We start from the raw sequence: 24,784 nt of genomic DNA on the forward strand, positions 1-24,784 counted from the left end.
TTGCATGTGCATTTGCTTTGGGAGTTACACGGCAGAACGCCAAATTAGTTGGAATAAAGTTCTGTGGGTTATATAGTTGGTGCAATTTAATAAACTGTTATGGAGTAGAAGTTGGGAGCAATAGTTAATTTATTAATAGACTTCGCCGCTATTACATTCTTTATATTCGGCGCTATATCTATCATTTTTATTATTGTTCGTTATGCGTTTTTCTTGGCTAAGGAATTACGAAAAGGGGAGTCAGCATTAAGTCTAGGATTTAAAGCGGTTAAATTTTTTGCTGTAGAAAATGCAGGTGGGCAATTAACTTTATCTAAGCTTTTCTTAATTTCGGTAATATTGGCTTGCTTTGTACTAATATTAATCAAAACATTTGGCTAGCCATAATAAAGTGTACCAACCCGCGCATTTCATGCGCTGGGCAGTTTGTAAGTCGCGGCTTTGTGGTTTTGCTGCGCAAAAGTAATCCATAAACCACAACTTTCAAACTGCCGTTGTACGCGGCGTTAGACGAAGACATATATAAGGTAGTGTTATGGGTGTTTTGAGATTCAAAAAAATCAAAAGCTATGTCGCATTCGTTTCAGTTCTGCTTGCAGTTATTGTTACATTATATTCATTTGTCCCTAAAGTTCTGGAGAAATTTAATCCATTAAATGAAAAAGAAATTGAAACACTGCTGCAAGCGAATAAAAGTTTCATTACTAATGGAAATGTAGAGGGTATGCTTTCTTTGTTTCATCCAGAATTTACCTTGGAAGCAATTCATTCTACAGGGCGTGAAGAAGCCTTTGATAAATCGCAAATATCAAAACATGAAGAATTATTGACAAAAGCCTTTTCATTACAATTAATTGAAGGTTTTCACATTACTTCCATTCTAAATAGTACAAGCGCTATTGTTTCCTCTACTAGTTCTCAAGTTGTGTCTATTAACGAAGCTTTAGTTGCTAAAGAAAAAATATTCCAAACTATATATATAGTAAAATACAAAGGTGAGCCAAAAATACTAAAAGTTTTATCTATTGCAGAGAAAATTTAATGCCTAACAAATCGCTCAAGCATCGCACCTTCGGTGCTGGACAGTTTTAAGTCGCAGTTTTGTGGTTTTGCTGCGCAAAAGTATCCCACAAAACCGAGACTTAAAACTGCCGCTTAGCTCGGCGTTAGGTACTCTCATGAATAATGGAGCAATTATGGAAACTGCACCTTCTTTGTCTGGTGAAGAAATAAAGAAACGTGTGTTACAGAAGCTTGATAATTACAAAGGATTAAACCATCTCGAAAATTACGCCATGTTTATGGGAAAGGCTCAATTACTTGAATTCGCTTTAAAGTCATTATTAACTCGAAAGTACAATGTCCCTGATGAATCAATGGAAAAGTGGACGTTAGGGAGAGTTAAAAATGAACTAAGAGACAAAGGAGTACGTCCTGACTTCATAGTTTTTCTGGAAAGTGTTGTAGATCATAGAAATTACATTGCACATGAATTTTTGGCAAATATTGCTATTACCCAAAGTATGGCAAATTTTAGCGACCGTAAACTGTACGGTGATCTATTTCGTGCAACCTATGAGTTGGAACAAATAATTATTCTTCATGATTGGTGTGAGGAACATAATGGTTGGGAGCCGGTATAAAAGCCTAACAAAGTGCTCTAACCCGCGCACTACGTGCGCTGGGCAGCTTGTAAGTCGCAGTTTTAGCTAGGCGCCCCCGTGGGCTTGCTGCGCAAAAGTAACCCACAACCACGACTTACAAACTGCCGTTGTACGCGGCGTTAGGCAAAAAATGAATACGAATAAATTAAATGCATTTGTCGCTCTATTAAAAGAGCAGAGCATCGGAAGTGAATCGGCGATTGAGAGAATCCAAGATCTAAATGTCGTTTTGTCTGACGGGTATTGTTTGTTTAATCTTTATGAGCAATGGAAACAAGCTTTTTCATTTTATCCCGGGCAGAAAAAAGCGCTACCTCATATCTTGAGCCTATCTAATAAAATATTAGAGGTAAAAGCGGACGACACTTCCGTACTTTACAAAACGAACGAATGGAAAGAGCTTGTTGCACTACGAGGTCCTGCGGAATGCATTTTAGTTCGTAGCTGTAAAAAGTGTAGTGGGCAATATATCGACATAGGCACTAGTGGTTTCTATGACGCAAAGGGTTTAGTTTGTAGCAAATGCGGCAACGCCTTTTTTAAGTCATATTATGATGATTCAGCTACACCACATTGTGACTGTGGTTCAGAATTTCCTGAAATTTTAAACCAAGGTTGCCCATCTTGCGGAGAAAAAGAATACAGCTCTGTTCGTAGCGAGTCACCATATGAATATTTTTATTCGCACAGTTATCAGCGAGGGAAAGGCGCCTAACAAGTCGTTGCAGCACCGTTCCGCTTAACTCCACTGGACAGTTTTCAAGTCGCAGTTTTATGGTCTTACTGCGCAAAAGTAACCCCCAAAACGACAACTTACAAACTGCCGCTGTACGCGGCGTTAGCTATGAATGGATCTCCTCATGAATAAACTTAAAGTGTTACTTACCATAGCTTTGCTTGCGCTTACTCAAACCTCTTATTCTGCGGAATGTTGGATCACAGAAAACTACAAGGGTTACACGTCGAGAGACAGAGACAATTTTTCATTTGTAAAGGATGGAATGACCTCGACCAAATATGTTATATCCATTGACGGAAAAAATAGCCGCGTTGTGGGTAGTAATATAACTACTTATATACAGACAGCCTAAAACTCTATTCTTGCTGTGGAAATCAACGAGGGTAGTAGCGTAGTGGAAACTTGGTCAATTTTTCCGGTATCGAAAAAGGCTCTATATACGAAAACTATAAATGGTTATGGGGAATTTGATGGAGTGACCTCTTTTGTTGGCGAGGTTACGGGGAGCTGCAAGAGCGAACAATAAATGCAGTAGCTAACAACGTGGTCAAACGTTGTTCCGCTGCATTTAATCTCAATTTATGGAAAATCTAGTTATGTCTCATTTCCACTTGGCTCAGCTTAATATTGCAAAAGCTAAAGATGAACTTACCTCTATTGTAATGAAGGGATTCGTTGATCGTTTGAATGAAATTAATGCGTTAGCAGATGATTCGCTTGGGTTTGTCTGGCGTTTACAAACTGAAGAAGGTGACGCTACGTCATTTAAAATATTTGATGACCCAAGTCTTATATTAAATATGAGCGTTTGGGAGAATATTGAGTCTTTAAGAAATTACGTTTATAAGTCTGATCATATAGAATTAATCCGTGGCAAGAATGAATGGTTTCATAAAATGAATAAACCTCATCAAGTTCTTTGGCATGTTCCTGTTGGGCATATACCTACTGTTAGAGAGGGTGAGGCAAGACTGCTCCATCTTGAAGAACACGGACCAACTGAACATGCATTTACTTTTGCCAAACCCTATATTAAGTAATTCCAAAAAGTGTATAACAAAGCGCTGCAGCACTGCACACTTCGTGCGCTGGGCAGTTTGTAAATCACGGCTTTTGGCTAGGCGCCTCCGTGGCCTTGCCGCGCAAAAGTAACCTACAAAGTTACGACTTACAAACTGCCGCTTAGCTCAGCATTATGTGTGGAAAGAAATTAAAGCTTAAAAAAATCGACTAAGCTGAAAGAGCAAAAAGCAAAAAGCAAAAGTGTAAAGGAAAATATATATGAGTCTTTCATTTCACATTGGTTTTAATGGTCAATGCAAAGAAGCTTTTGAATTCTATGCAGAGCATTTAAATGGAACTCTCGGCACAATGCTGGAGTTTAAAGATTCTCCTGTCGCAGCAAGCGTCTCCAAAGAATGGCAGCATAAAATTGTTCATGCAAATATCTTAATTGAAGGAATTGAACTAGCTGGCGGCGATGTTAGGCCGGAGCAATATCAAAAACCGCAAGGTTTTAATATATTGTTAGGTGTTAAAAATGAAAGTAGAGTTAAATCCCTATTTGAGCAGTTTTCTGATGGCGGTGAGGTAATTTTACCGCCTCAAAAAACATTCTTTTCGTCTTGCTATGCAATTGTTGTTGACCGTTTCGGCGTCCCCTGGAAGTTTAGTTGTGGTACATAACAAGCGGCCGCGATAAAAGTAGATTGGGCTCTGCTGCCTGCGCGGCCCGACCCAACCTACGTTAGACCAAGGTTTGTAAACGCTTCGCCGCAATCCCATGTCGTGCCATCACATCGTTGATATCTACATCAACCATTTCACCTTGTTTTACTTTCCATTCGCCGCCGACCATTACGAAGTCGGCTTTGTGGGCGCCGCATAGAATTAATGCGGCGAGTGGGTCGCCGTGGCCGGAGAAGCGGGCTTCGTTTAATGAAAATAATGCGAGGTCGGCTTGTTGGCCGATGGCGAATTCGCCTAGTTCGGGACGGTGTAATAATTTTGCGCTGCCGGTGGTGGCGAGTTGCAGTGCATCAATATGAGTGAAGTTTGCGGAGCCGTAGCGCAATTTTTGTAGCAGCATGGCTTGGCGAACTTCCTGGATCATATTGGAGCCGTCGTTGGAAGCGGAGCCATCGACGCCTAATCCGACTGGCGCGCCGGCTTTTTGTAAATCGCGCGTATGGCACATGCCGGAGGCGAGCAACATGTTGGAGGTGGGGCAATGGCACACACCGACGCAGGCGTGGCCGAGGCGGGCGATTTCTTCATCGTTAAAATGAATGCCGTGTGCGAGCCAAACGCGGTTGTTTAACCAACCTACATCGTCCAGATAATCTACCGGGCGCATACCAAATTGTTTCAGGCAGAAATTGTTTTCATCTTCGGTTTCACCGAGATGGGTGTGCAGCAATACATTTTTTTGCTGCGCGAGCACCGCAGTTGCGCGCATTAAATCCGGTGTGACGGAAAAGGGTGAGCAGGGTGCTAATGCAATTTGGCAAAACGAATTTTCGCTTGTGTCGTGATAACTATTGATTAAGCGTTCGCTTTCGCTGAGGATTTTTTCATCGCTCTCGACTACAGAATCTGGCGGTAAGCCACCTTTGGATTGACCGAGGCTCATGGAGCCGCGCGTTAAGGTGACGCGGTTGCCGATGGTTTTTGCGGCGGCGACTTGTGCATCTATCGCGTGCGGCATAATGCTGCTGAAAACGTAATGGTGATCGGCGGCGGTAGTGCAGCCGGATAACAATAATTCGCTCAGTGCTAATTGCGTGGAAGCGAAAATCGCCTCGTCATTTAAATTCGACCAAACCGGATAAAGTGCTTGTAGCCAGGGAAATAATTCTTTGTTCAGTGCGCCCGGTAGCGCGCGTGTGAGTGTTTGGTAAAAGTGATGATGGCAATTGATTAATCCGGGCAGTAATACGTGGCCGGATGCATCAAAGCTGCTGTGGTATTCACTGGCGGGTGTTTTTCCGGCGGCAACCAATTCAATAATTTTATTGCCTTTGATTACTAAACCGTTGCTTGCGTCTTGTGCATTGCCGGTCCAGCAAGCGAGTGGATTTTTAATCCAGATGGCAGTGCTGGGTGCACTGCCGGGTGAAAGCGTTGTCATGCGGAATCATCACTTGGTTAAATGGTTTCAGGCTAACTTGCGGTTGCCGGTGGTGTCAGCCCGCAGCCTTTTAAAATCATTTGGCTGAGGAAATCGGAAATATCTTTGATCATGTCTGGCTCATATTCAGCGCGATTCATAACCGTGAGAATTTTTACATCAAAGTCGGCGTAGTGCTGGGTTGATGACCAGATCAGGAAAATCAAATGCATTGGGTCAACTTTATCCATGCGCCCCAGCTCAATCCACTGCTCGATAATTTGCGCTTTGCGACGAACAAATTGGCGCATCTCGGTGCGGATGTAGCCTTTCAAATGCGGTGCGCCTTGAATCATTTCCATCGCATACAATTTTGATGCGCGTGGATGGGTGTAGGACAGCTCTACTTTTTTGCGGATAAATAAATCCAGTACGACTGCAGGATCATCATCGACAGTAATTTCGCCGAGCAAGTCATTCCATAAGGTAATGATGTTATCGAGCACTGCAACGTACAGATTGGTTTTGCTTTTGAAATAGTAATGCACATTGGCTTTGGGAATGCCCGCGCGGTCGGCGATATTCTGGATGCTCGCGCCGCGAAAACCATTGTGGACAAATTCTTCTTCTGCCGCATTGATAATATTGGTGAGGTTGCGGTCGCGGATTTTCCCCGGTTTGTATTTTCCGGTAGGAGTTTCGGTCGGATTAAAATCCGGTGCCGGTTCTACTTTTTTTGTTGCCATCGTTTTTACCGCCGCATTCTTGCTGGTAGACGTCATCTTGGCTGTGGATGTTTTTACTACTGCTTTGGTTACAGCAGTCTCCACTGCAACAGTGTTTGCGATTGGTGTTTTTACAGCTGTGGTCTTAGTTGCCATTGTTATTGTTTCTCGCTTGTATTGTTCGGCTGCACTCGCCCAATCTGACTCTTATTCCTTGAGGTGTGCAGCCGTGTTCTGGATGTTATTGGGGCGTTTTATTTGGGGCTTCTATTTAGGACCTTTATTTAGGAATGGTCCCGTCAATACCTTTTACGTACCAATTTTGTTGATGCAACTCTTCATCGCTCAAGGTTTTGCCTTCAGCCACTTTCAGTGTGCCCGCCTGATCGTAAATAGGACCTTGATAAACCGCGCGCTTGCCTGAAATCATTTCCATTTTATACGCATCTACTTTTGCGACAACCTCTTTTGGCACTACCGGATTGATCGGCGAGAGCGCCACTACATTTTCTTTCAGTCCGTGCCAGATAGCTTCCGGCTTCCAGGTGCCCGCCAAGACAGCTTTGATTTTTGCGCTGTAAATACTTTCCCAGTGTTGGGTAGATGAGGTCAAATGGGTTTTCGGGCCGTAGGCGCTCATGTCGGAGTTGAAACCCACAGAGTAAATTCCTTTGGCTTCCGCCGCTTGGATTACTGCTGCAGAGTCGGTGTGCATGGTAAGGACATCAGCGCCTTGCAAAACCAGACTCTCGGCAGCTTCACGCTCTTTGGCTGGATCGTGCCAAGTGTTCACCCAGACCACTTTCATTTTGATATTCGGATTTACTGCTTGTGCGCCGAGCATAAAGGAGTTGATGCCGCGAATTACTTCCGGAATCGGGAAGGCGCCTACATAACCGATCACATTTTTCTTGCTCATCGCACCGGCAACCATACCGGCGAGGTAACGGCCTTCATAATCGCGCGCTTGATAGTTGCCGACGTTGGCAGCAGTTTTATAACCGGTCGCGTGTTCGAATTTTACTTTGGGAAACATTTTTGCCACTTTGATAGTGGGGTTCATGTAACCAAATGAGGTAGTGAAAATTAAATCGTAACCGCGTGATGCCATATTGCGGATAACGCGTTCTGCATCTGCACCTTCGGCCACGCTCTCGACATAGGTGGTTTCGATTTTATCGCCGAATTCTTTCTCCACGATTTTGCGCGCTTCGTCGTGTTGGTAAGTCCAACCGGCATCGCCAATCGGGCTGACGTAAACAAAGCCGACTTTTAAGGGCGCGGCAAAAACACTGGCGCTCATGCTCAGCAGTGATGCGGCGGTAACACCAATCAAACCGCTAACGATTTTACGGATGGACGAAGCCATGATTTTTCCTCTTGTAGTGTTTAATTTTTTAACTAGAAAATCGATACAACATTATTTCTGCGCATGCCCATTTATTTCAAAGGATGATAGGGCTGACCGAGTGAGCGCGGCGCAAACAAGCCCTGATTTTTCTGGCGATACATCATCATCACCAGCACCAGAATCGTGACCACATAGGGCAGCATTGCGAGCAGGTTGGGCGAAATTTCGTAGCCGTAACCTTGCAGCAATAAATGCAAAATACTGGCGAAGCCAAACAACCAGGCACCGAGCAAAATCCGCTCGGTGCGCCAGCTGGCAAATACCACCAGCGCGAGTGCAATCCAGCCGCGACCAGCCGCAATACCCTCCGACCACATGGGTGTATAGGCCAGCGATAAATAGGCACCGGCCAAGCCCGCCATGCCGCCGCCGAACATCACCGCGCAGTAGCGCACCAGCAATACTTTGTAACCCAGCGCGTGAGCGACATCGGGGTTTTCACCCACCGCGCGAATAATTAATCCGAGGCGGGTGTAGCGCATCACTACAAATACGGCGGCGAATAAAATAAATGAGAGGTACACGAGAGCATCCTGCGCAAACAGCGCTTTGCCGATCAGCGGAATATCGCTCAATAACGGAATTGCCAGCGGTGCAAAACCGGTGACGGTTTGGCCCACGTAAGCGGCACCGAGAAAGGCGCTCAGGCCGGTGCCAAAAATGGTGAGAGCCAAGCCGGTTGCGACCTGATTGGAAATTAAGGTGAGTGCGATAAACGCAAAAATAAGCGATACCGCCACTCCGGCAGCAACCGCGGCGATAACCCCGAGACCCAAGCTGCCACCGGCATAAGCGGCAATAAAACCGCAGGCAGCGCCCACCAGAATCATGCCCTCTTGCCCGAGGTTTAACACACCGGAGCGCTCCGACATCATCGCGCCCAGCGCCACCAACAGTAGCGGCGTACCGGTGCGCACCATGGCGAAGAGAATATTTTCAATCAAACTGATATCCATAAAACTGACCTAATTTGCGCTGTCGATGGTGGCGGTTTTGGTGTGCGAACTGGATACCAGCCGGTAGCTGATCAGCAGGTCGCAGGCGAGCAGGTAAAACAACAGCATGCCCTGGAATAAACCGGTAATGGATTTAGGTAAACCCTGATCTATTTGTGCCATCTCGCCGCCGAGGTAAGTAAGCCCTAACAAGCAGCTGGCGAGCAGAATGCCGAGCGGATGCATACGTCCCATAAACACCACGATGATGGCGGCGTAACCGTAGCCGAGCGACAGGGTGGGAATCAGTTGGCCGACGGGACCGTTGGTTTCAGATATCGCCGCTACACCCGCCATTGCACCGCTGAAACACAGCAGCAGCCAGACCAGGGTTTTGCCTTTGAATCCGGCAAAACGGGCCGCGTTTTGGTTCTCGCCCATCACCCGCAATTGGAAGCCAAGTAGGGTGCGGGTGAGCACAACCCAAATCACTATCAACATAAAGAGTGCGATAAAGAGCGCGATGCTTACGCGGTAATCTTCAAATAACACCGGCAATAATGTCTGGCTGGCGAAGAGCGCAGACTCGGGGAAGTTGAGTCCGTCCGGATCTTTAAGCGGGCCATGCACCGCCCACAACAGCAGGTTTACTGCGATGTAATTGAGCATGATAGTGGTGAGGATTTCGTTGGCGTTGAAGCGCGTCAGCAGCAGTGCAGCAATGCCTGCCCAAGCGAGACCGGCAGCAGCGCCGCTGAGGATAATCGTCGGCAGCACCCAAAAGCCTTCACTGTCAGCCAATTGCAAAGTCACGGCGCCGCCAATCAGTGCACCAAACACAAATTGCCCTTCTGCGCCGATATTCCAGATTTTGGCTTTGAAGCAGAGCGTCAATCCAATCGCGCAGAGCAAGAGCGGCGTTACTTTTACCGCGAGTTCGGAGAGCCCATACAGATCGCTAATCGGCGCGATAAAAAAAGTGTAGAGGCTGGCGAGCGGCGGCCGCCCGAGCAACGCAAATAACAGTGCGCCGGAAACCAATGTAAGCAGGAGTGCGAGCAGTGGCGATAAATACACCATCAAGCGCGAATCATGCAGGCGTTTTTCAATACGCATGAGCCACCTCCGCTGCATTAGTGGTGTTGCTGCCGAACTCGCCGGTCATCCATTGCCCGAGTTGCCCAAGCGGAACATCAGCTTTGGGGGCGAGTGGAGATAAGCGTCCGCCGCACAATGCACCTAAGCGATCCGCCAATAAATACAGCTCGTCCAGATCTTCACTGATCACCAAAATTGCTGCGCCCTGATCGCGCAATTTAATCAGTTCTTGATGGATCAAATTGGCTGCGCCGACATCAACGCCCCAGGTGGGATGAAAGCACACCAACACTTTCGGGCTCTGCATAACTTCGCGACCGATAATAAATTTTTGCAGGTTGCCGCCCGACAAACTTTTTGCACTGGCCTCTGTGCCAGTCGCTTTCACTTTGAAGCGCTCGATAATGTCTGCTGCGCGCGCGCGAATCATTGGCCAATCGAGCCAGCCGAATTTTCCGGTCTGGTTGATATAACTGGTGAGCAAATTGTTTTCAGTCAGGCTCATATTGCCGAGTGCGCCGCGCCCGATGCGATCAGCGGGTACAACCGCTAAACCTAAATCGCGTCGTTGTTGCACGCCGGTCGCACCTATATCTTTACCGCTAAAAACCAGATTGCCGCTGTCGCTGGCGAGTTCGCCGTTAATCAAGTCCACTAATTCATCCTGCCCGTTTCCGGCAACACCAGCGAGGCCAAGGATTTCACCGGCGTGTAATTTCAATTCAATATCTTGCAGATTAATTGCAAAGGCATCGCGCGGTTTGACATTGATTTTGTCGAGCGATAACAGGCATTCGCCTGCTTTACCTGCAGGCATGGACTCTTGCAATTCCAATTCGTCGCCAAGCATCAAGCGCGCCATTTGGCTGGGGCTGGTTTCGCTCGGGATGCACGTACCGGTCACTTTGCCGCCGCGCAAAATGGTGGCCTTGTCGCAGAGTGCATTCACTTCGTGCAATTTGTGCGAGATAAACAAAATGCTGCACCCTTTGCGCGCAAGTTTTTTCAGTACTTCAATAAGCTGTGCAACTTCGGGTGGTGTAAGTACGGCGGTGGGTTCATCAAGAATAAGCAGTTGGATGTCTTGCAGCAGGCAGCGAATAATTTCTACCCGTTGCTGCTCGCCGACTGACAAACTGTGTACGAGGCGGTCAGGATTTATCGCGAGACCGTATTCATCGCCCACGGCAATAATGCGCTCGCGCAATTTATCGAGCGTGCCGTATTCGGCCGGTGTTAAATAGAGCGCGATGTTTTCGGTCACGGTCAGGGTTTCAAATAAAGAGAAGTGTTGAAACACCATGCCCATGCCCAGTTGGCGCGCATGGGCAGGGCCACTGATGGTGATCTCTTTATCGTTCCACTGCATTTGCCCGGAATCGGGTTTCACTACCCCGTAAATCATTTTCATCAAGGTACTTTTACCCGCGCCGTTTTCGCCCAGTAGCGCGTGGATTTCGCCGGGCGCTACTTGCAGGCTCACCGCGTCGTTGGCGATGCAGCCGGGATAAACCTTGGTTAACGACAGCAGCTCAAGGCGCATCGCCTTCTTTTCTGACATACACAGTCTCTCTTATGTAAATCTACAAGCGCACTTGGCCATATCAACCTGCGCGCTTCTCTGAATCCGTAAACCTGACTATCTGGACAAAAAGATACTCAGGCTTGAGCAATTTGCATGCCACTGCCTGTGAAAACACTGCCTCTGCAAAAAACTGATAAAAAATTGTCTGTTTGGCCAGACTTTTGCTTTGACGGTAGCAGTGAAAACCTATTTGCCGAAATCAGCTATAACCAATAGAGGCTGTGAGCGGGTGTGTTGGAGGAAAATCTGTGCAGTTTGTGGTGAACAATAAACGGGTTGAGTTGGATGATGCCGCAGCCGATATGACGCTGTTGCAATACCTGCGCAACCAGCAAAATCTGGTCGGCACCAAAGAGGGCTGCGCCTCCGGTGACTGCGGTGCCTGTACCGTCCTGGTCGCCAGTGGAGACGCGGGTTACAAGGCGGTCAATGCCTGTATCTATCCACTCGGCAGCCTGCATGGTTGCAGCGTTATCACCGTAGAAGGCTTGGCAGATCGGGGCGCAGAGATGCATCCGGTGCAGGCGGCAATGGTGGAATGCCACGGTTCCCAATGCGGCTTTTGCACTCCCGGGATTGTGATGTCGCTGGCAGGTTTACAGTTTGCTGCAGCGGACGAGCTGGCCGCTGCCGGCGTAGACGCACAACGCGCTGCGGTTATTGATGCGATTTCCGGAAACCTGTGCCGCTGCACCGGTTATCGCCCGATTGTTGAGGCTGGCCTTTCGGCTTTTAAAAAACCTGCCCAAGTGGCCAGTTTTGTGCAAAAGTGGGAGCAGGATGCACCTTTAGTGGGCAAGAATGACGAGCCTGCCAGCAGTCGCAGCAGAATCCTGTCCGATGGCGCTACTACCTATTGGCAGCCACAAAGTGAAGCTGAATTACAGCAACTGCTTGCGGAACAGCCACAGGCGCGGTTGGTCGCGGGTGGAACTGACCTGATGCTGGATGTAACCCAGCAATACAAAAGCCTGCCGCACTTGATTGACCTCAACCGTATTGCCAGCTTGAGCGAAATTAAAATCACCGCTGACTATGTGTGCATAGGCGCGGCGACAACTTATAGCCAGCTGGAAAAATCCCTGCGCGATCTCTCGCCCGAATTTACCGCGCTGCTCGCGCGTTTGGGTTCACGCCAAATCCGCAATCGCGGGACTATGGGAGGCAATATTTGTAACGCCTCACCAATTGCCGATACGCCACCCTATTTGTTAGCGCTGGATGCTGAATTGGAAATTGGCAATAGCCATGGCGATTATCGCCGCGAACGGTTGGTAGATTTTTATCGCGATTACAAAAAAACCACACTTGCGGCGGGCGAATATCTTGCGCGCATTTATATCGCGCGCGCGCAACTCGCAAAGCCGCTCAAGTTATTCAAAATCAGTAAGCGTTATGAAGATGATATCTCCGCCGTGATGGGGGCGTTTTGTTGGAGTTGCGATGCAACCAACCAATTTCCTGGTGGCCAATTTAAAGTCGCATTTAGTGGCATGGCCGGAATTCCTAAACGCGCGCAGGCAACGGAACAATTTTTATCAAGCCAACAATGGTGTGTTGCGGGCGTTGTGAATGAAACTATTCTCGCGCAAGCCTGTGATCTATTGTGCGGTGAATTTGCACCTATGAGTGATGTGCGTGCAAGTGCTGCATATCGCATGGAAATGGCGTGCAACCTGCTGAAAAAATCCTGTTACGAATTTGCTGCCGAAGCCTCCGGCGCTGTTGTTGAAGAGAGGTTGTTCCATCATGCGTAGACTTGTTGTTAATTCCGAATTATCTCCTGCAGACAATGCTGAAAAAATTTCCACTGCAGTCGGCGGCGTAGGGCACTCCATCGCCCATGAATCTGCGCACAAACATGTGCGTGGCACCGCTGAATATGTAGATGATCTTCCGCTGTTGCCGGGTACTTTATTTGTCGCTACCGGTCAGTCAACTAAACCCCATGCGCGCGTTCACTCAATCGATTTGTCGGCGGTAAAAAGTGCGCCCGGTGTTATCGATGTGATAGTGCAAAGTGATATTCCCGGCAAAGTGGATGTTGCTCCTGTGTATTCCGGTGATCCTTTGCTGGCAGGCGATTTGGTTGAGTTTATTGGCCAGCCAATTTTTGCTGTTGCGGCCACCAGTTTTGTCGCAGCGCAGCGCGCAGCGCTATTGGCAAAAATTGAATACGAAGAATTACCAGCACAATTAACCGTTGAAGATTCACTCAGTGCACAAAGTTTTGTATTGCCCCAGCATCAATTATTGCAGGGTGATCCGGATTCGAAAATTGCATCTGCCCCGCACAAATTAAATGGCGAAATTTATGTGCGCGGACAAGAACATTTTTATCTGGAAGGGCAAATCAGTGAAGCACGCCTAACAGAAGATGGCGGCATTCACGTGATCAGCTCATCGCAGCACCCGACCGAAATACAAAAGCTGGTTGCTGAGGTGTTGGCAATTCCATTTCACCGTGTGGTGGCAGAAGTGCGCCGCATGGGCGGTGGCTTTGGCGGTAAAGAAAGCCAGGCGGCACCACTTGCCTGTATTGCCGCAATTTTTGCGCAGCGCAATCGCGCACCTGTGCGCTATCGCATGCCGCGCCGCGATGACATGGTACAAACCGGTAAGCGCCACGATTTTTTAAATCGTTGGACGGCAGGTTTTGATCACGAGGGTAAATTGCTCGGCGTGGATATGTTGCTCGCGGGCAAGTGTGGCTTCTCGCCGGATTTGTCTGAGGGAATTGTTGATCGAGCTATGTTTCATGCGGACAACGCCTACTTTTTAAATAACGCGCGCATCCTCGGTTTGCGCTGCAAAACCCACACAGTTTCCAATACGGCGTTTCGCGGCTTTGGTGGCCCGAAAGGGATGATGGCAATTGAAACCCTGATGGAGGATATTGCGCGCAAATTAGGTAAAGACCCGCTCGATGTACGCAAAGCGAATTTGTACCAACCGGGTGCGGATGAAACGCCTTACGGCCAAAAAATTGAACAGCATGTATTGCCCGAATTAATCGAGCGTTTAGAGCAAAAATCGGATTACCGCGCACGCCGTTTGGCGATTACTGAATTTAATAAATCCCATCGCCATTTGAAAAAAGGCATCGCACTCACGCCGGTAAAATTTGGTATTTCATTTACTGCCAAACATCTCAACCAGGCCGGTGCGCTCTTGCAGATTTATACCGACGGCAGCTTGTTGATTAACCACGGCGGTACAGAAATGGGGCAGGGCTTGTACACCAAGATCCAACAAATTGTTGCCAGCGCGTTTGGTGTCAATGTGAATCGGGTAATGGTGTCAGCAACCCGTACTGATAAGGTTCCCAATACTTCTCCTACTGCGGCGTCATCCGGTACTGACTTAAATGGTATGGCTGCCAAAGATGCGTGCGATAGAATCAAAGCCGATTTGATTGCCTTTGCCTGCGAACATTTTTCGGTTACAGCTGAGCAAATTATTTTCAAAAATGATGTGGTATTGCTGGGCGAGCAACAACTGGATTTCCCTGCGTTTATCAAGTTGGCCTATCTCAATCGCATTCCGCTTTCTGCGACCGGTCACTACCGCACGCCCAAAATTTTCTACAACCGCGAAACTGCCAAAGGCCAACCATTTTTGTATTTCGCCAATGGTGCCGCTGCTGCGGAAGTCACCATCGATTGCATGACCGGCGAGTACAAAGTCGATCGGGTTGATGTATTGCACGATGTGGGTAAATCACTCAATCCGGCGATTGATATCGGTCAAATTGAAGGTGGTTTTATCCAGGGCATGGGTTGGTTAACAACAGAAGAATTACTGTGGGATGAAAAAGGTCGCGTCATTTCCAATAGCCCGGCCAATTACAAAATTCCCACTGCATTTGATGTGCCGGAAATATTTAACGTTGAGCTTTACGACGAACCCAATTTGGAAAATACCATCCATTTATCCAAAGCCGTGGGTGAGCCGCCGCTCATGTTAGCGATTTGCGTGTGGGCAGCACTGCGCGATGCTTGCAGTAGCACAACCGATTATCAATTTAGTCCGCGCCTTGATACTCCGGCAACGCCTGAGCGAGTTTATTGGGCGCTGCAAGATTGCACTGCATTTAATCGTTCGCGTATTTAACCGTTCGATAGGAGAAAATAGTGATGTCACTACTCAATTGGTCGAATGCAATTCAACACTGCCAACAACGCGGCGATGCTTATGTTATCGCCACCATTATTAATACCCAGGGTTCAACGCCGCGCGATGGCGGCAGCAAAATGGTAATTACAGCCGCGGCCACCTACGACACTATCGGTGGTGGCCAGCTGGAATTTTTATTGGTACAGCAAGCGCGCGAATTACTTGCGCAGAACAAAACTTGCCAAATTTTAAAACCTATTCCCCTTGCGGCGGAGGCTGCGCAATGTTGTGGTGGCAATGTCACTGTGATGTTGGAATCTTTTGCTGCGTGCACTTGGCAAATTGCGCTCTTTGGTGCGGGGCATGTGTGTCAAGCGCTAGTGACTATTTTAGCGGGGCTGCCATGTCAGGTGCGTGTTATCGACAATCGCCCCGAACTAATGACGAATCCATTGCCAGCAAATTGCCGTTACGAATTTCACGCTGATCCAACCGCTGCCATTGCACAATTACCTGAAAATGCATGGGCCATTATTTTTACCCATGATCACACGCTGGATTTTGCCTTGTGCCAAACCTTACTGCGCGACCAGCGCTACGCATTTGCAGGCATGATTGGTTCTGAAACCAAAGCGTTACGTTTTCGCAAACGTTTGGCTGATGCCGGGTTTGCAAGCGAGGCAATCGATAGCATCCATAGCCCGATTGGTTTACCGGAAGTGAAAGGCAAATTACCAATGGAGGTTGCGGTATCTATAGCGGCGCAATTGCAAAGTCGCTATTACCAGCAGGTTCCCGCATCGACAGCGCGTTCCAGTTCCTGGCGGGAAATTAAAACGCTACTGCAAACCAAGCAAGCAAAGCAGATTTTGTGCGAATAATCGCGGGCAGAGGATTACACCTGAATGCATTTGGAAGAATTTAATCATTTACCCGCAGTGGATGCCGTGAGCGCGCTCTATGGTTGCTGTCATTGCCAAACCTGGGCTGAAGCTGTCAGTGCTTCGCGTCCCTTCGCCAGTATTGATGATTTGCAAGCTTGCGCAGAGCGCGTGTGGCTAGAGGCAAGTGAGACAGAAATTTTGGATGCGTTTTCCGGTCACGCCCGCATTGGCGATATTGAATTATTGCGTTCGCGTTATGCCGGTCGTGCAACCCAGGAGCAAGGGCAAGTATTGCAGGCAAGCGAAGAAGTAATCCAATCGTTGTATCGACTCAACAAAGACTATGAAGAAAAAAACGGCTTTATTTTTATTGTGTGTGCTAGCGGAAAGTCCGCTGAAGAAATGTTGCGCTTACTGCAAGCGAGAATAGATAACCCACGCGCACGGGAACTAAAAAATGGTGCGCATGAGCAAGGTCAAATTACCCGGCTCAGAATTGAAAAATTAATTGATACCCTCTGACCGACCAGGGCAAAACCACATGAAACGAGCAGCAATTACTACCCATATCCTGAATCTTGATACCGGAAAACCCGCAGCGGATGTGCAAGTCACTTTATTGCGTGCAGATGCCGGTGTGCCAGTTGCACGCGCATTGACCGATGCTGATGGCCGCATTATGCAGTGGGACAATGAATTTGAATTACGCGAAGGCTGCTATCAATTGCATTTCGCCACTGGCGACTGGTACGCAAAGCAAGAGCGCAGCAGCTTTTATCCTGAGGTGCAGATTAATTTTCAAGTGGTGAATTTGCACGAACACTACCATGTTCCGCTGTTGCTAAACGCTCATGGTTATTCAACCTATCGCGGCAGTTAACTACGCGCTGGTAGTGACGAGTTAAGTTTACATTTTTCGATTCTGTTTTATTGGGTGTTAAGGCTGGTTATGAGTTCTTCTGGTGTGAGTGCGTTTCGCGCACGAATTTTACATTTTACCGATGTTCCCAATCCGCTTACGGGTGCCGGTATCGAATATTTTCCCGATGGCGTACTGCTAGTTGAACAGGGGCGCGTTAAGGCCATTGGCAACGCGGAAGACATGGCACAGCAAGGTTTTGATTTAATGCAGTGCCGGCATTTTCCCGATCATCTGTTGATGCCGGGATTTATCGATAGCCACATCCATTATCCACAAACCAGTGTTATTGCTTCCTATGGTGAGCAGCTATTGGATTGGCTCAACAATTTTACTTTCCCGACTGAGCTGCAATTTTCTGATCCGGAATTTGCCGCTGTTGCTGCGCAAGCGTTTTTAAAATTCCTGTTACAAAACGGGACTACCAGTGCAATGGTTTACACCACTGTGTTCGCGCAATCCACCCAGGCTTTTTTTGCTGCTGCGGAAAAAATGAACCTACGCATGATTGCCGGCAAGGTGATGATGGACCGCAATGCGCCTGCGGGTTTGTTGGACACACCGGAAACCAGCGATGCAGATTGCCGCAAATTAATTGAAACCTGGCACTGCACCAAGCGCATGCAGTATGCATTGACACCGCGTTTTGCTCCGACCAGCTCACCGGAACAATTGGCGGTGACCGGAAAATTGTATCGCGATTATCCCGGCCTTTATTTGCAAACCCATCTCTCCGAAAACAAACAGGAAATCGCATGGATAAAATCACTCTATCCCAATGCGCGCGATTACCTTGATGTATACGATCACTACGGCTTGCTCGGGCCGCGCAGCGTGTTTGGTCACGGCATCCATTTGAGCGATGACGAAGTTGCGCGTTTGGCACAAACGCAATCGGGCATTGCTTTTTGTCCTACATCAAATTTATTTCTTGGTAGTGGTCTGCTGGATATGGCGCGTCTGGAGGGCGCTGGTGTTCCGGTCAGTCTCGCGACCGATGTTGGTGGTGGCACCAGCTTTTCGCAATTACGCACCCTTGCCGAAGCCTACAAAGTGTTGCAGTTGCAAGGGCAAAATTTGCATCCGTTAAAAGGGTTTTATATGGCCACATTGGGTAATGCCCGCGCTTTGCAATTGGATAATTGCATCGGCAATTTTGCGCAAGGTAAAGAAGCCGATTTTATTCTTATCAATTTAGGTGCAACTCCGTTACAGGCGATGCGTCAGGCCTCGGCAAAAGAATTGCAGGAAGAATTATTTGCGCTCATGACCTTGGGCGACGAACACAATATCGCGCGTACTTACATTATGGGTAAGTTGGTCTTTCGCCGCGCTGATAATGCCAAAGGAGAACTGGTATGGCTGGACTAGTGTTTGATGGCATCCTGTTGGAGTGGCTCAATCTCGCTTTTCGCTGGTTCCATGTGGTCGCGGGCATCGCGTGGATTGGTGCATCATTTTATTTTATCTGGCTGGATTTAAGTTTACGTGAGCCGCCGCAATGGAAAATTGATAAGGGAGTAAAAGGTGATCTGTGGGCAATTCACGGCGGTGGTATTTATGAAGTCGCCAAGTATCAACTGCGCCCCGAGGTGATGCCGCAAAAATTGCACTGGTTTAAGTGGGAGGCCTACAGCACCTGGCTGAGTGGTACAGGTTTATTAATTTTAATGTATTACCTGCAAGCGCAAACTTATCTTGTAGGGCACAACACCTGGATTCAATCGCCGGGTTGGGCAGTGGTGGCGAGTATTGCATTTATTCTCGGCGGTCAATTAATTTACGAATTGCTGTTGCGTACACCGCTGGTGAAACGTGGTTTGGTGATTGCTGCTGCCTTGTTAATGGTAATCACGGTTGCGAGTTATCTCGCGCATCAATTATTTTCACCGCGCGCTGCCTATTTGCATGTGGGTGCGATGATCGCAACCTGGATGGCCGGCAATGTGTTCTGGGGAATTATGCCCGCGCAACGGAAATTTATTGCGGCAGTGAGTGCGAACGAACCGCCTGATACCAATGCTATGGCGTTTGCCAAGCTGCGTTCGACGCACAACAACTATTTAACCCTGCCGGTTATTTTTTGCATGATCAGCAACCACTACTCATTTTTGTATAGCCATGCATTTTCGTGGTTGGCATTAGTGGCGATTGGTTTGTGCTTGGCGTGGGGGCGTCACTTTTTTAATCTTAAGCATCTCGGTGTGGTAAAGCCGAAAATTCTACTGAGTAGTTTTGCGGGCTTGGTATTGATTGCGATCCTGATGTCGGCGTCTACTCCAGGTAAATCAGTTGCTGCGGTTAAAACAGATTCTGCAGTACCGCAAAATCAAGTAACTGAGGAAGCACGAGTGACGCAATTGATTCAGGTTCACTGCGCGAATTGTCATTCTGCTACACCAACCCAAACCGGATTTACGGCTGCACCAGCGGGATTGTTAATCGATTCTGTTGCACATCTTAAAGTGCAGAAAGTGCGTGCACTACCTGCGCTGCAGTCAGGTTATATGCCGCTGGGTAATTTTCATCAAATGACAGACATCGAGCGCAAGACGTTAATCGATTGGCTCAATGCGCAGTAATTTTTAGCTGTATTTTTTAAGAAGGTAAAAGCAATGGTTGCCTATGTGATCGTGGATATAGAAGTACACAATCCGGAAAACTACAAAACCTATCTCGCACAAATTACCCCCACGGTTTTTGCCTGCGGTGGGCGCTACTTGGTGCGCGGTGCGCAAGCGCAAGTGATTAGCGGAGCTTGGCAACCGAAACGTTTAGTGGTGATGGAGTTTCCGGATATCGCCACAGCAAATCATTGGGCGACCTGTGCCGAGTACGCACCTATACATGCGCTGCGTAATGCTAATGCCAGCGCCAATATGATTATTGTGGAAGGCAGTGTGGACTTTGTTGGTTAAGCACTTTTATTGTGGGAACAAAAAATGAAGAGCTCGCGCGTATTACTTATCATCGGCTGCATTTTAACAAGTATCGTATTGGTTAATTGCAGTGCGACTAGTCCGGTTGATGCAACAACCAAAACAGTTGCGAAATACACTGAAACAGCAGTGTCAATTGATAATGGTGAATACAAGATTCCCGGCATCTTGGTGATGCCCGAGCATACGACCGGTAAAAAAATTCCGGTGATGGTGCTTTTGCACGGTACTGCATCGCAAAAAAATGAAGTAGGTGGTTTATACCAGCGCCTTGCGGTTTATCTGGCACAAGCGGGCTATGCGAGTTTGCGTATTGATTTTGCTGGAACCGGTGACAGTCCTGTTGATTATCGTTTTTATAGTCTTACCAGTGCGACACGCGATGTTACAAGCGCGCTGGATTTTCTCGCTGCGCAACCTGAACTGGATGCAGAGCGCATGGCGCTGACAGGTTTCAGCCAGGGTGGATTGATTGCACAATTGGTTGCAGCAAAAGACGCGCGTATTAAATCACTGGTCGCTTGGTCCAGTGTGGCAGAAAATGGCACGGGCGTTTTTAAATTCATGTTTGATGAGTATTATCAGGAAGCAAAAGCCAATGGTTATGCCGTGGTTAAATTTCCCTGGCGCGCACAGCCGTTAAACTTCGGCTTGCAGTGGTTTGATGAAATAAAAAGCAATACCAGTTTGGATCAGATGAAAAATTATCAAGGAAAATTACTTGCGGTGGCAGGTACTGCCGATACCCTGGTTCCCTACGCATCATCGGTCAATTTGATTAACACGGTTAAATCGCCCAATGCCGAAATGGTGTTAATTAAAAATGCAGATCACATGTTCAATGTATTGGGTAATAGCAATGCAAATGGCTTGGCCGATGATCAATCCACCGCTGAAGAATTGCTGGCGGTGACTGTCAGTTGGGTGGTGCGGAATTTGTAAAGTTTGATTCTGCTTGTATAGACAATTTTATCCTACAGGGATCTGCTGTTATGACGCAGGGTTATTGCACCTTGACCTGCGTCTCATTTAAGACGAAAAAGCAGCTGTATGTATGCTGCCTCGCATTCCAATAAATTGAATATGGTTATCATTTTGGTTCTGTATTAATCCGAATAGGGTTACCAAAATGAATATATCAAGCGAATCCAGAGCACTTGTTGCTGCAATTGTAATTTCCATTTTGACCGGTTGCGGTGGAGGCGGCGGGGGCGGATCAGACACGCCTGCAAGCCGCGCATCATCGGCAACCAGTGTAATGCCCGGCAGTTCAGCGGTTAGCAGTATTACCGCTTCAAGTCTCTCTTCATCTTCTTCATCTGTAGCAAGTTTGGCACCGAGTAGTTCCGCTAATAGTAGTTTTACATCTTCAGCTATTTCTTCATCCGCCACATCAACAGCAGGCCTTGCTGCGCCGCAAAATGTGGCGGCCATTCCGGCTAACGGGTCAGTAACTTTGAGTTGGAATCCGGTAGCAGGTACTACGTCTTACAATATTTATTATGCAACTGAAGCAAACATTATCATTGCGAATATTGCCAGTTTTGACGATGGTACGCGTATACAAAATGCAAGTTCACCACGCGTAATCAATTCACTGCGCAATAATGAAACTTACTATTTTGTTGTCACCGCGGTGAATGGATCTGTTGAAAGTGGAGCGAGTGTTGAGACCTCTGCATTACCTTCAGAAATTGATCTTGCTCGCCAACCTACTGCACAAGAAGTGTTGGTGGTGGAATTAGTTAATCGGGCACGCGCCAATCCCGAAGCGGAAGCGGCACGTTATGGCATAGGTTTGAATGACGGTATTACCGGCACCCCGCTTACCGCAACACCCAAACAACCACTCGCACATAATTTGTTATTGATAGACGCTGCACGTAAACATTCGCAGTGGATGTTGGATGGAGATATTTTTTCCCACACCGGTGTTAACGACAGCACACCCACTGATCGTATGCGCTCGGCTGGTTATGTATTTTCGGGCAGTTGGACGAGCGGTGAGAATATCGCTTGGGGTGGAACTACGGCATCATCAATCAACTTAACCACTTATGCATTGACGCATCATGAAGGTTTATTTAAATCGCCGGGGCACCGTGTAAATATTCTGGGCGCTGCATTTCGTGAATTGGGTGTAGGGCAAATACAGGGGCTTTTTTTATCAAGTAACACCAACTACTTATCGTCAATGCTCACGCAAAACTTTGCCCGTTCTGGTGCAAGTTATTATTTGACCGGTGTGGTGTATAACGATGCTAACAGCAATAGTTTTTATGATGTAGGCGAAGGTTTAAGTGGAGTGATTATTAGTTTTAACGGTAAATCTTATCCTGTTTACACAACAGGCGCTTATTCAATACCGGTAAGTAATGGAACTTATAATCTTACGATTACTGGCGATTCTTTAGGTACGGCAGTTTTTCACACGGTACAAATCAATAATGCCAATACTAAAGTGGATGTCATTAAGACTGGTAATATCGTCAATGTCCATTGAGTCAGTGTGCAGAGTAAATGTTGATAATAAAAAAGCCAGCACTTGTGATGCTGGCTTTTTTATTGGATGGTGCAATCAATGTTAAAGTCTAAAACGACCAACTTCCTGCTGCAAAGAGGCTGCGAGGCGAGCCAGTTCTTGCGCCTGTGATTTTGAAGCTTGCGCTTCTGTTGATAAATTTTCTGATACTGTGCGGATCGATTCGGTATTGCGATTAATTTCACTGGTAACCGATGTTTGTTCTTCTGCCGCCGTTGCAATCTGGATTGCCATATCAGAAATATCCTGAATCGCCTGGCTAATTTTCTGCAGGCTTTCGCTGGCCGAGTTTGCATCCAGTACGCTGGTCTCCGCCATCTGATGACTTTGGCTCATTGACCTAACGGCTTTGGCCGCGGTTTGTTGCAAGGTCTCAATCATGCCCTGGATTTCCTGCGTCGATGAATGTGTACGTTGTGACAGTACGCGCACTTCATCGGCAACCACTGCAAAGCCCCGGCCTTGTTCTCCCGCTCGCGCCGCTTCAATTGCGGCATTGAGTGCGAGCAAATTGGTTTGTTCGGCGATGCCGCTAATGGTTAACAAAATGCTGTTAATTTTTTGCGAGTGTGAATTCAGCTCGCTAATAATTCCGCCAGCAGTTTCCACTTCATTGGCCAGTGCGCGAATGGACTCCTGACTTTTTAACACTTGTTGGTGGCCGTTGTTGGAAAGGCTCACTGCGCCTTGCGCAGTCTGCGCGGTGTGATCTGCATTGCTCGCGATTTCTTCCGTTGCGGTTGCCATTTCGGTAACGGCGGTAGCAACCATGGTGACTTCGTCCTGCTGCACTTCAATTCGCTGGCTGGTTTGGGTCGCAGATGCGCTGCTACTTTTTGCCTGATTTTCCAATTCCCCGGCGATGTTGTGCATGCGCGAAATCATGCCGTGTAAACGCTCAACGAAGCGATTAAATCCTGAAGCTAAAATGCCGATTTCATCATGGCTGTTTTTGGTTTTTATTTTGACGGTAAGATCACCTTCGCCTTCAGCAATATTATTCAAGGCGGCAGCAACGCGTTCCAAATCGCGGAATTGCAATTTGAAAATCCCAATCAGGATCAGGCCAAACAAGATTATTAATGCCGCACCGGTCAGTGACATCCACCAGGCGAGTGTAGTGGCCTGCGCCATAATTTCTTGTTTGTCCATGATAAAAATTAATGACCAATCTGTGCCCGGAACATGAGTGGCATAGACTAATTTAGTTGCACCTTGCAATTCATATTCACTGAGTTGCGCTGCACTAACAGTTTGCGCTAACCATGAAACGGTAAATTGATTATCTATTTCAGTGATTTGTTTTTCATTTAATGTTTTATCCGGATGGCTGATAATCAAACCATTTTTATGCACCATGATGCCGTAGCCGTTGCCTGGCAACTTGAGTTTCAATATGGCATCGGTCAGTTGTTCAATGGTGAGGTTCGCTGCGGCTACGCCAAACAATTGGCCGGACACCATTACCGGTTCGGCAATAGTCACGACTTGTTTTTTCAATGAGGCGCTGATGTAAGGTGCGGTGATGGCAATTCCTCCAGCCGCTTTTGCATCTTTGTACCAGGGGCGTACACGTGGATCAAAATTGGCGGAGTTGAGCGCAGGATCTTGATAGTTCATTACGCCTTGTTCATCGCCAAAAAATGTTGAGCCAAACTGCGCTGCGTTTTGTGCCTGAACCAAATGTGGTCTGACATCGACATCAGGATTGGCTTCAATCGTGAGTTTCAAGCTGGTGATGGCATGTTTGCGGTCATCCATCCATTGACCAATACCACCGGCAAAAGTGGTCGCTAATTGGTCGATTTCATGTTGGGTATTGGTGAGTGCGTGGTTTCTAATAAAATAAGTCGATAACCCAACAAGGATAATGACGGTGACAAGAACGGCCAGCAGGCTACTGAATAGCAGGCGGGTTTTTAAGGTGGTGCGCATGGTGATTCCCTTTAATGACTGTACTTCAAGTGGAGGAAGTATAGATGCTGTGGGGAAAAATGAGTTTGATAGTGTTTTTTCATGGGTAACCTGTAGGCTGAAATACCAAAACGTCCTAAGTAAAGGCGACCCAAACCCATGGTTAGCTTAAATTGGCCTGTAGTTAACATGTCATAGTGGTTT

The 24,784-nt window shown here is 47.4% G+C and carries 23 protein-coding genes; 16 read left to right on the forward strand and 7 right to left on the reverse strand.

Features of this window, described 5'->3' with window-relative positions; all coding sequences use genetic code 11:
- Positions 1-111: 111 nt before the first annotated feature.
- From AAGC78_RS03235 to AAGC78_RS03260, 6 genes are all read left to right on the forward strand, one after another.
- The gene (locus tag AAGC78_RS03235; RefSeq protein ID WP_435782596.1) at positions 112-381 is read left to right on the forward strand and encodes a hypothetical protein; all 270 of its coding nucleotides are present in this window, start codon (positions 112-114) and stop codon (positions 379-381) included.
- Positions 382-535: 154 nt separating this feature from the next.
- Complete coding sequence (locus tag AAGC78_RS03240; RefSeq protein WP_435782597.1) at positions 536-1,042, forward strand: hypothetical protein; 507 nt, start codon at positions 536-538, stop codon at positions 1,040-1,042.
- A gap of 136 nt (positions 1,043-1,178) precedes the next feature.
- Positions 1,179-1,643, forward strand: coding sequence for a hypothetical protein (locus AAGC78_RS03245; protein WP_435782598.1), 465 nt, complete (start codon positions 1,179-1,181; stop codon positions 1,641-1,643).
- Between the two features lie 151 nt (positions 1,644-1,794).
- Positions 1,795-2,379, forward strand: a complete 585-nt coding sequence (locus tag AAGC78_RS03250) for a hypothetical protein (RefSeq protein ID WP_435782599.1) — start codon at positions 1,795-1,797, stop codon at positions 2,377-2,379.
- A 620-nt stretch (positions 2,380-2,999) separates the two neighbouring features.
- On the forward strand, positions 3,000-3,443 hold the full coding sequence (locus tag AAGC78_RS03255) for a DUF3291 domain-containing protein (RefSeq protein ID WP_435782600.1): 444 nt from the start codon (positions 3,000-3,002) through the stop codon (positions 3,441-3,443).
- A gap of 241 nt (positions 3,444-3,684) precedes the next feature.
- Positions 3,685-4,089, forward strand: coding sequence for a VOC family protein (locus tag AAGC78_RS03260; protein ID WP_435782601.1), 405 nt, complete (start codon positions 3,685-3,687; stop codon positions 4,087-4,089).
- Positions 4,090-4,150: 61 nt separating this feature from the next.
- Here AAGC78_RS03260 and AAGC78_RS03265 read toward each other — a convergent pair whose 3' ends face one another.
- The 6 genes from AAGC78_RS03265 to AAGC78_RS03290 form a co-directional block, all read right to left on the reverse strand.
- Positions 4,151-5,533, reverse strand: a complete 1,383-nt coding sequence (locus AAGC78_RS03265) for an 8-oxoguanine deaminase (protein ID WP_435782602.1) — start codon at positions 5,531-5,533, stop codon at positions 4,151-4,153.
- A gap of 32 nt (positions 5,534-5,565) precedes the next feature.
- On the reverse strand, positions 5,566-6,393 hold the full coding sequence (locus tag AAGC78_RS03270; RefSeq protein ID WP_435782603.1) for a TetR family transcriptional regulator C-terminal domain-containing protein: 828 nt from the start codon (positions 6,391-6,393) through the stop codon (positions 5,566-5,568).
- A 124-nt stretch (positions 6,394-6,517) separates the two neighbouring features.
- Positions 6,518-7,606 (reverse strand): BMP family ABC transporter substrate-binding protein, encoded by a 1,089-nt coding sequence (locus AAGC78_RS03275; protein ID WP_435782604.1) that lies wholly within the window; start codon positions 7,604-7,606, stop codon positions 6,518-6,520.
- Between the two features lie 71 nt (positions 7,607-7,677).
- Positions 7,678-8,604, reverse strand: coding sequence for an ABC transporter permease (locus AAGC78_RS03280; RefSeq protein WP_435782605.1), 927 nt, complete (start codon positions 8,602-8,604; stop codon positions 7,678-7,680).
- A 9-nt stretch (positions 8,605-8,613) separates the two neighbouring features.
- Positions 8,614-9,699 carry an ABC transporter permease gene (locus AAGC78_RS03285; RefSeq protein WP_435782606.1) on the reverse strand — a complete coding sequence of 362 codons (1,086 nt, stop codon included), beginning with the start codon at positions 9,697-9,699 and terminating at the stop codon, positions 8,614-8,616.
- On the reverse strand, positions 9,689-11,242 hold the full coding sequence (locus tag AAGC78_RS03290) for an ABC transporter ATP-binding protein (protein WP_435782607.1): 1,554 nt from the start codon (positions 11,240-11,242) through the stop codon (positions 9,689-9,691). The genes AAGC78_RS03285 and AAGC78_RS03290 overlap by 11 nt, the downstream gene beginning before the upstream one ends.
- A 272-nt stretch (positions 11,243-11,514) precedes the next feature.
- On the opposite strand from AAGC78_RS03290, the gene xdhA reads away from it, so the two are divergent.
- The 10 genes from xdhA to AAGC78_RS03340 all read left to right on the forward strand — a co-directional run bounded on the left by xdhA (position 11,515) and on the right by AAGC78_RS03340 (position 22,627).
- Positions 11,515-13,023: a xanthine dehydrogenase small subunit gene (xdhA, locus tag AAGC78_RS03295; protein ID WP_435782608.1), complete on the forward strand. Its 1,509-nt coding sequence runs from the start codon at positions 11,515-11,517 to the stop codon at positions 13,021-13,023.
- Positions 13,016-15,379 carry a xanthine dehydrogenase molybdopterin binding subunit gene (gene xdhB, locus AAGC78_RS03300; protein ID WP_435782609.1) on the forward strand — a complete coding sequence of 788 codons (2,364 nt, stop codon included), beginning with the start codon at positions 13,016-13,018 and terminating at the stop codon, positions 15,377-15,379. The genes xdhA and xdhB overlap by 8 nt, the downstream gene beginning before the upstream one ends.
- Positions 15,380-15,402: 23 nt before the next feature.
- Complete coding sequence (xdhC, locus tag AAGC78_RS03305; RefSeq protein ID WP_435782610.1) at positions 15,403-16,263, forward strand: xanthine dehydrogenase accessory protein XdhC; 861 nt, start codon at positions 15,403-15,405, stop codon at positions 16,261-16,263.
- Positions 16,264-16,287: 24 nt separating this feature from the next.
- Positions 16,288-16,788, forward strand: a complete 501-nt coding sequence (uraD, locus tag AAGC78_RS03310; RefSeq protein ID WP_435782611.1) for a 2-oxo-4-hydroxy-4-carboxy-5-ureidoimidazoline decarboxylase — start codon at positions 16,288-16,290, stop codon at positions 16,786-16,788.
- Between the two features lie 19 nt (positions 16,789-16,807).
- Entirely contained in the window at positions 16,808-17,146 is a 339-nt protein-coding gene (gene uraH / locus AAGC78_RS03315; protein ID WP_435782612.1) for a hydroxyisourate hydrolase, read from the forward strand.
- 69 nt (positions 17,147-17,215) lie between these two features.
- The gene (gene guaD / locus AAGC78_RS03320; protein WP_435782613.1) at positions 17,216-18,556 is read left to right on the forward strand and encodes a guanine deaminase; all 1,341 of its coding nucleotides are present in this window, start codon (positions 17,216-17,218) and stop codon (positions 18,554-18,556) included.
- The gene (locus tag AAGC78_RS03325) at positions 18,544-19,767 is read left to right on the forward strand and encodes a urate hydroxylase PuuD (RefSeq protein ID WP_435782614.1); all 1,224 of its coding nucleotides are present in this window, start codon (positions 18,544-18,546) and stop codon (positions 19,765-19,767) included. The genes guaD and AAGC78_RS03325 overlap by 13 nt, the downstream gene beginning before the upstream one ends.
- Positions 19,768-19,800: 33 nt before the next feature.
- The gene (locus tag AAGC78_RS03330) at positions 19,801-20,103 is read left to right on the forward strand and encodes a DUF1330 domain-containing protein (protein WP_435782615.1); all 303 of its coding nucleotides are present in this window, start codon (positions 19,801-19,803) and stop codon (positions 20,101-20,103) included.
- Positions 20,104-20,127: 24 nt separating this feature from the next.
- On the forward strand, positions 20,128-21,066 hold the full coding sequence (locus AAGC78_RS03335) for an alpha/beta hydrolase family protein (protein WP_435782616.1): 939 nt from the start codon (positions 20,128-20,130) through the stop codon (positions 21,064-21,066).
- 187 nt (positions 21,067-21,253) lie between these two features.
- Positions 21,254-22,627: a CAP domain-containing protein gene (locus tag AAGC78_RS03340; RefSeq protein WP_435782617.1), complete on the forward strand. Its 1,374-nt coding sequence runs from the start codon at positions 21,254-21,256 to the stop codon at positions 22,625-22,627.
- A gap of 81 nt (positions 22,628-22,708) precedes the next feature.
- On the opposite strand, the gene AAGC78_RS03345 is transcribed toward AAGC78_RS03340, so the two are convergent.
- The gene (locus AAGC78_RS03345; RefSeq protein ID WP_435782618.1) at positions 22,709-24,601 is read right to left on the reverse strand and encodes a methyl-accepting chemotaxis protein; all 1,893 of its coding nucleotides are present in this window, start codon (positions 24,599-24,601) and stop codon (positions 22,709-22,711) included.
- Positions 24,602-24,784: the final 183 nt, after the last annotated feature.

The sequence above is a fragment of the Cellvibrio sp. genome (assembly GCF_039207905.1).
Classification (GTDB): Bacteria; Pseudomonadota; Gammaproteobacteria; order Pseudomonadales; family Cellvibrionaceae; genus Cellvibrio.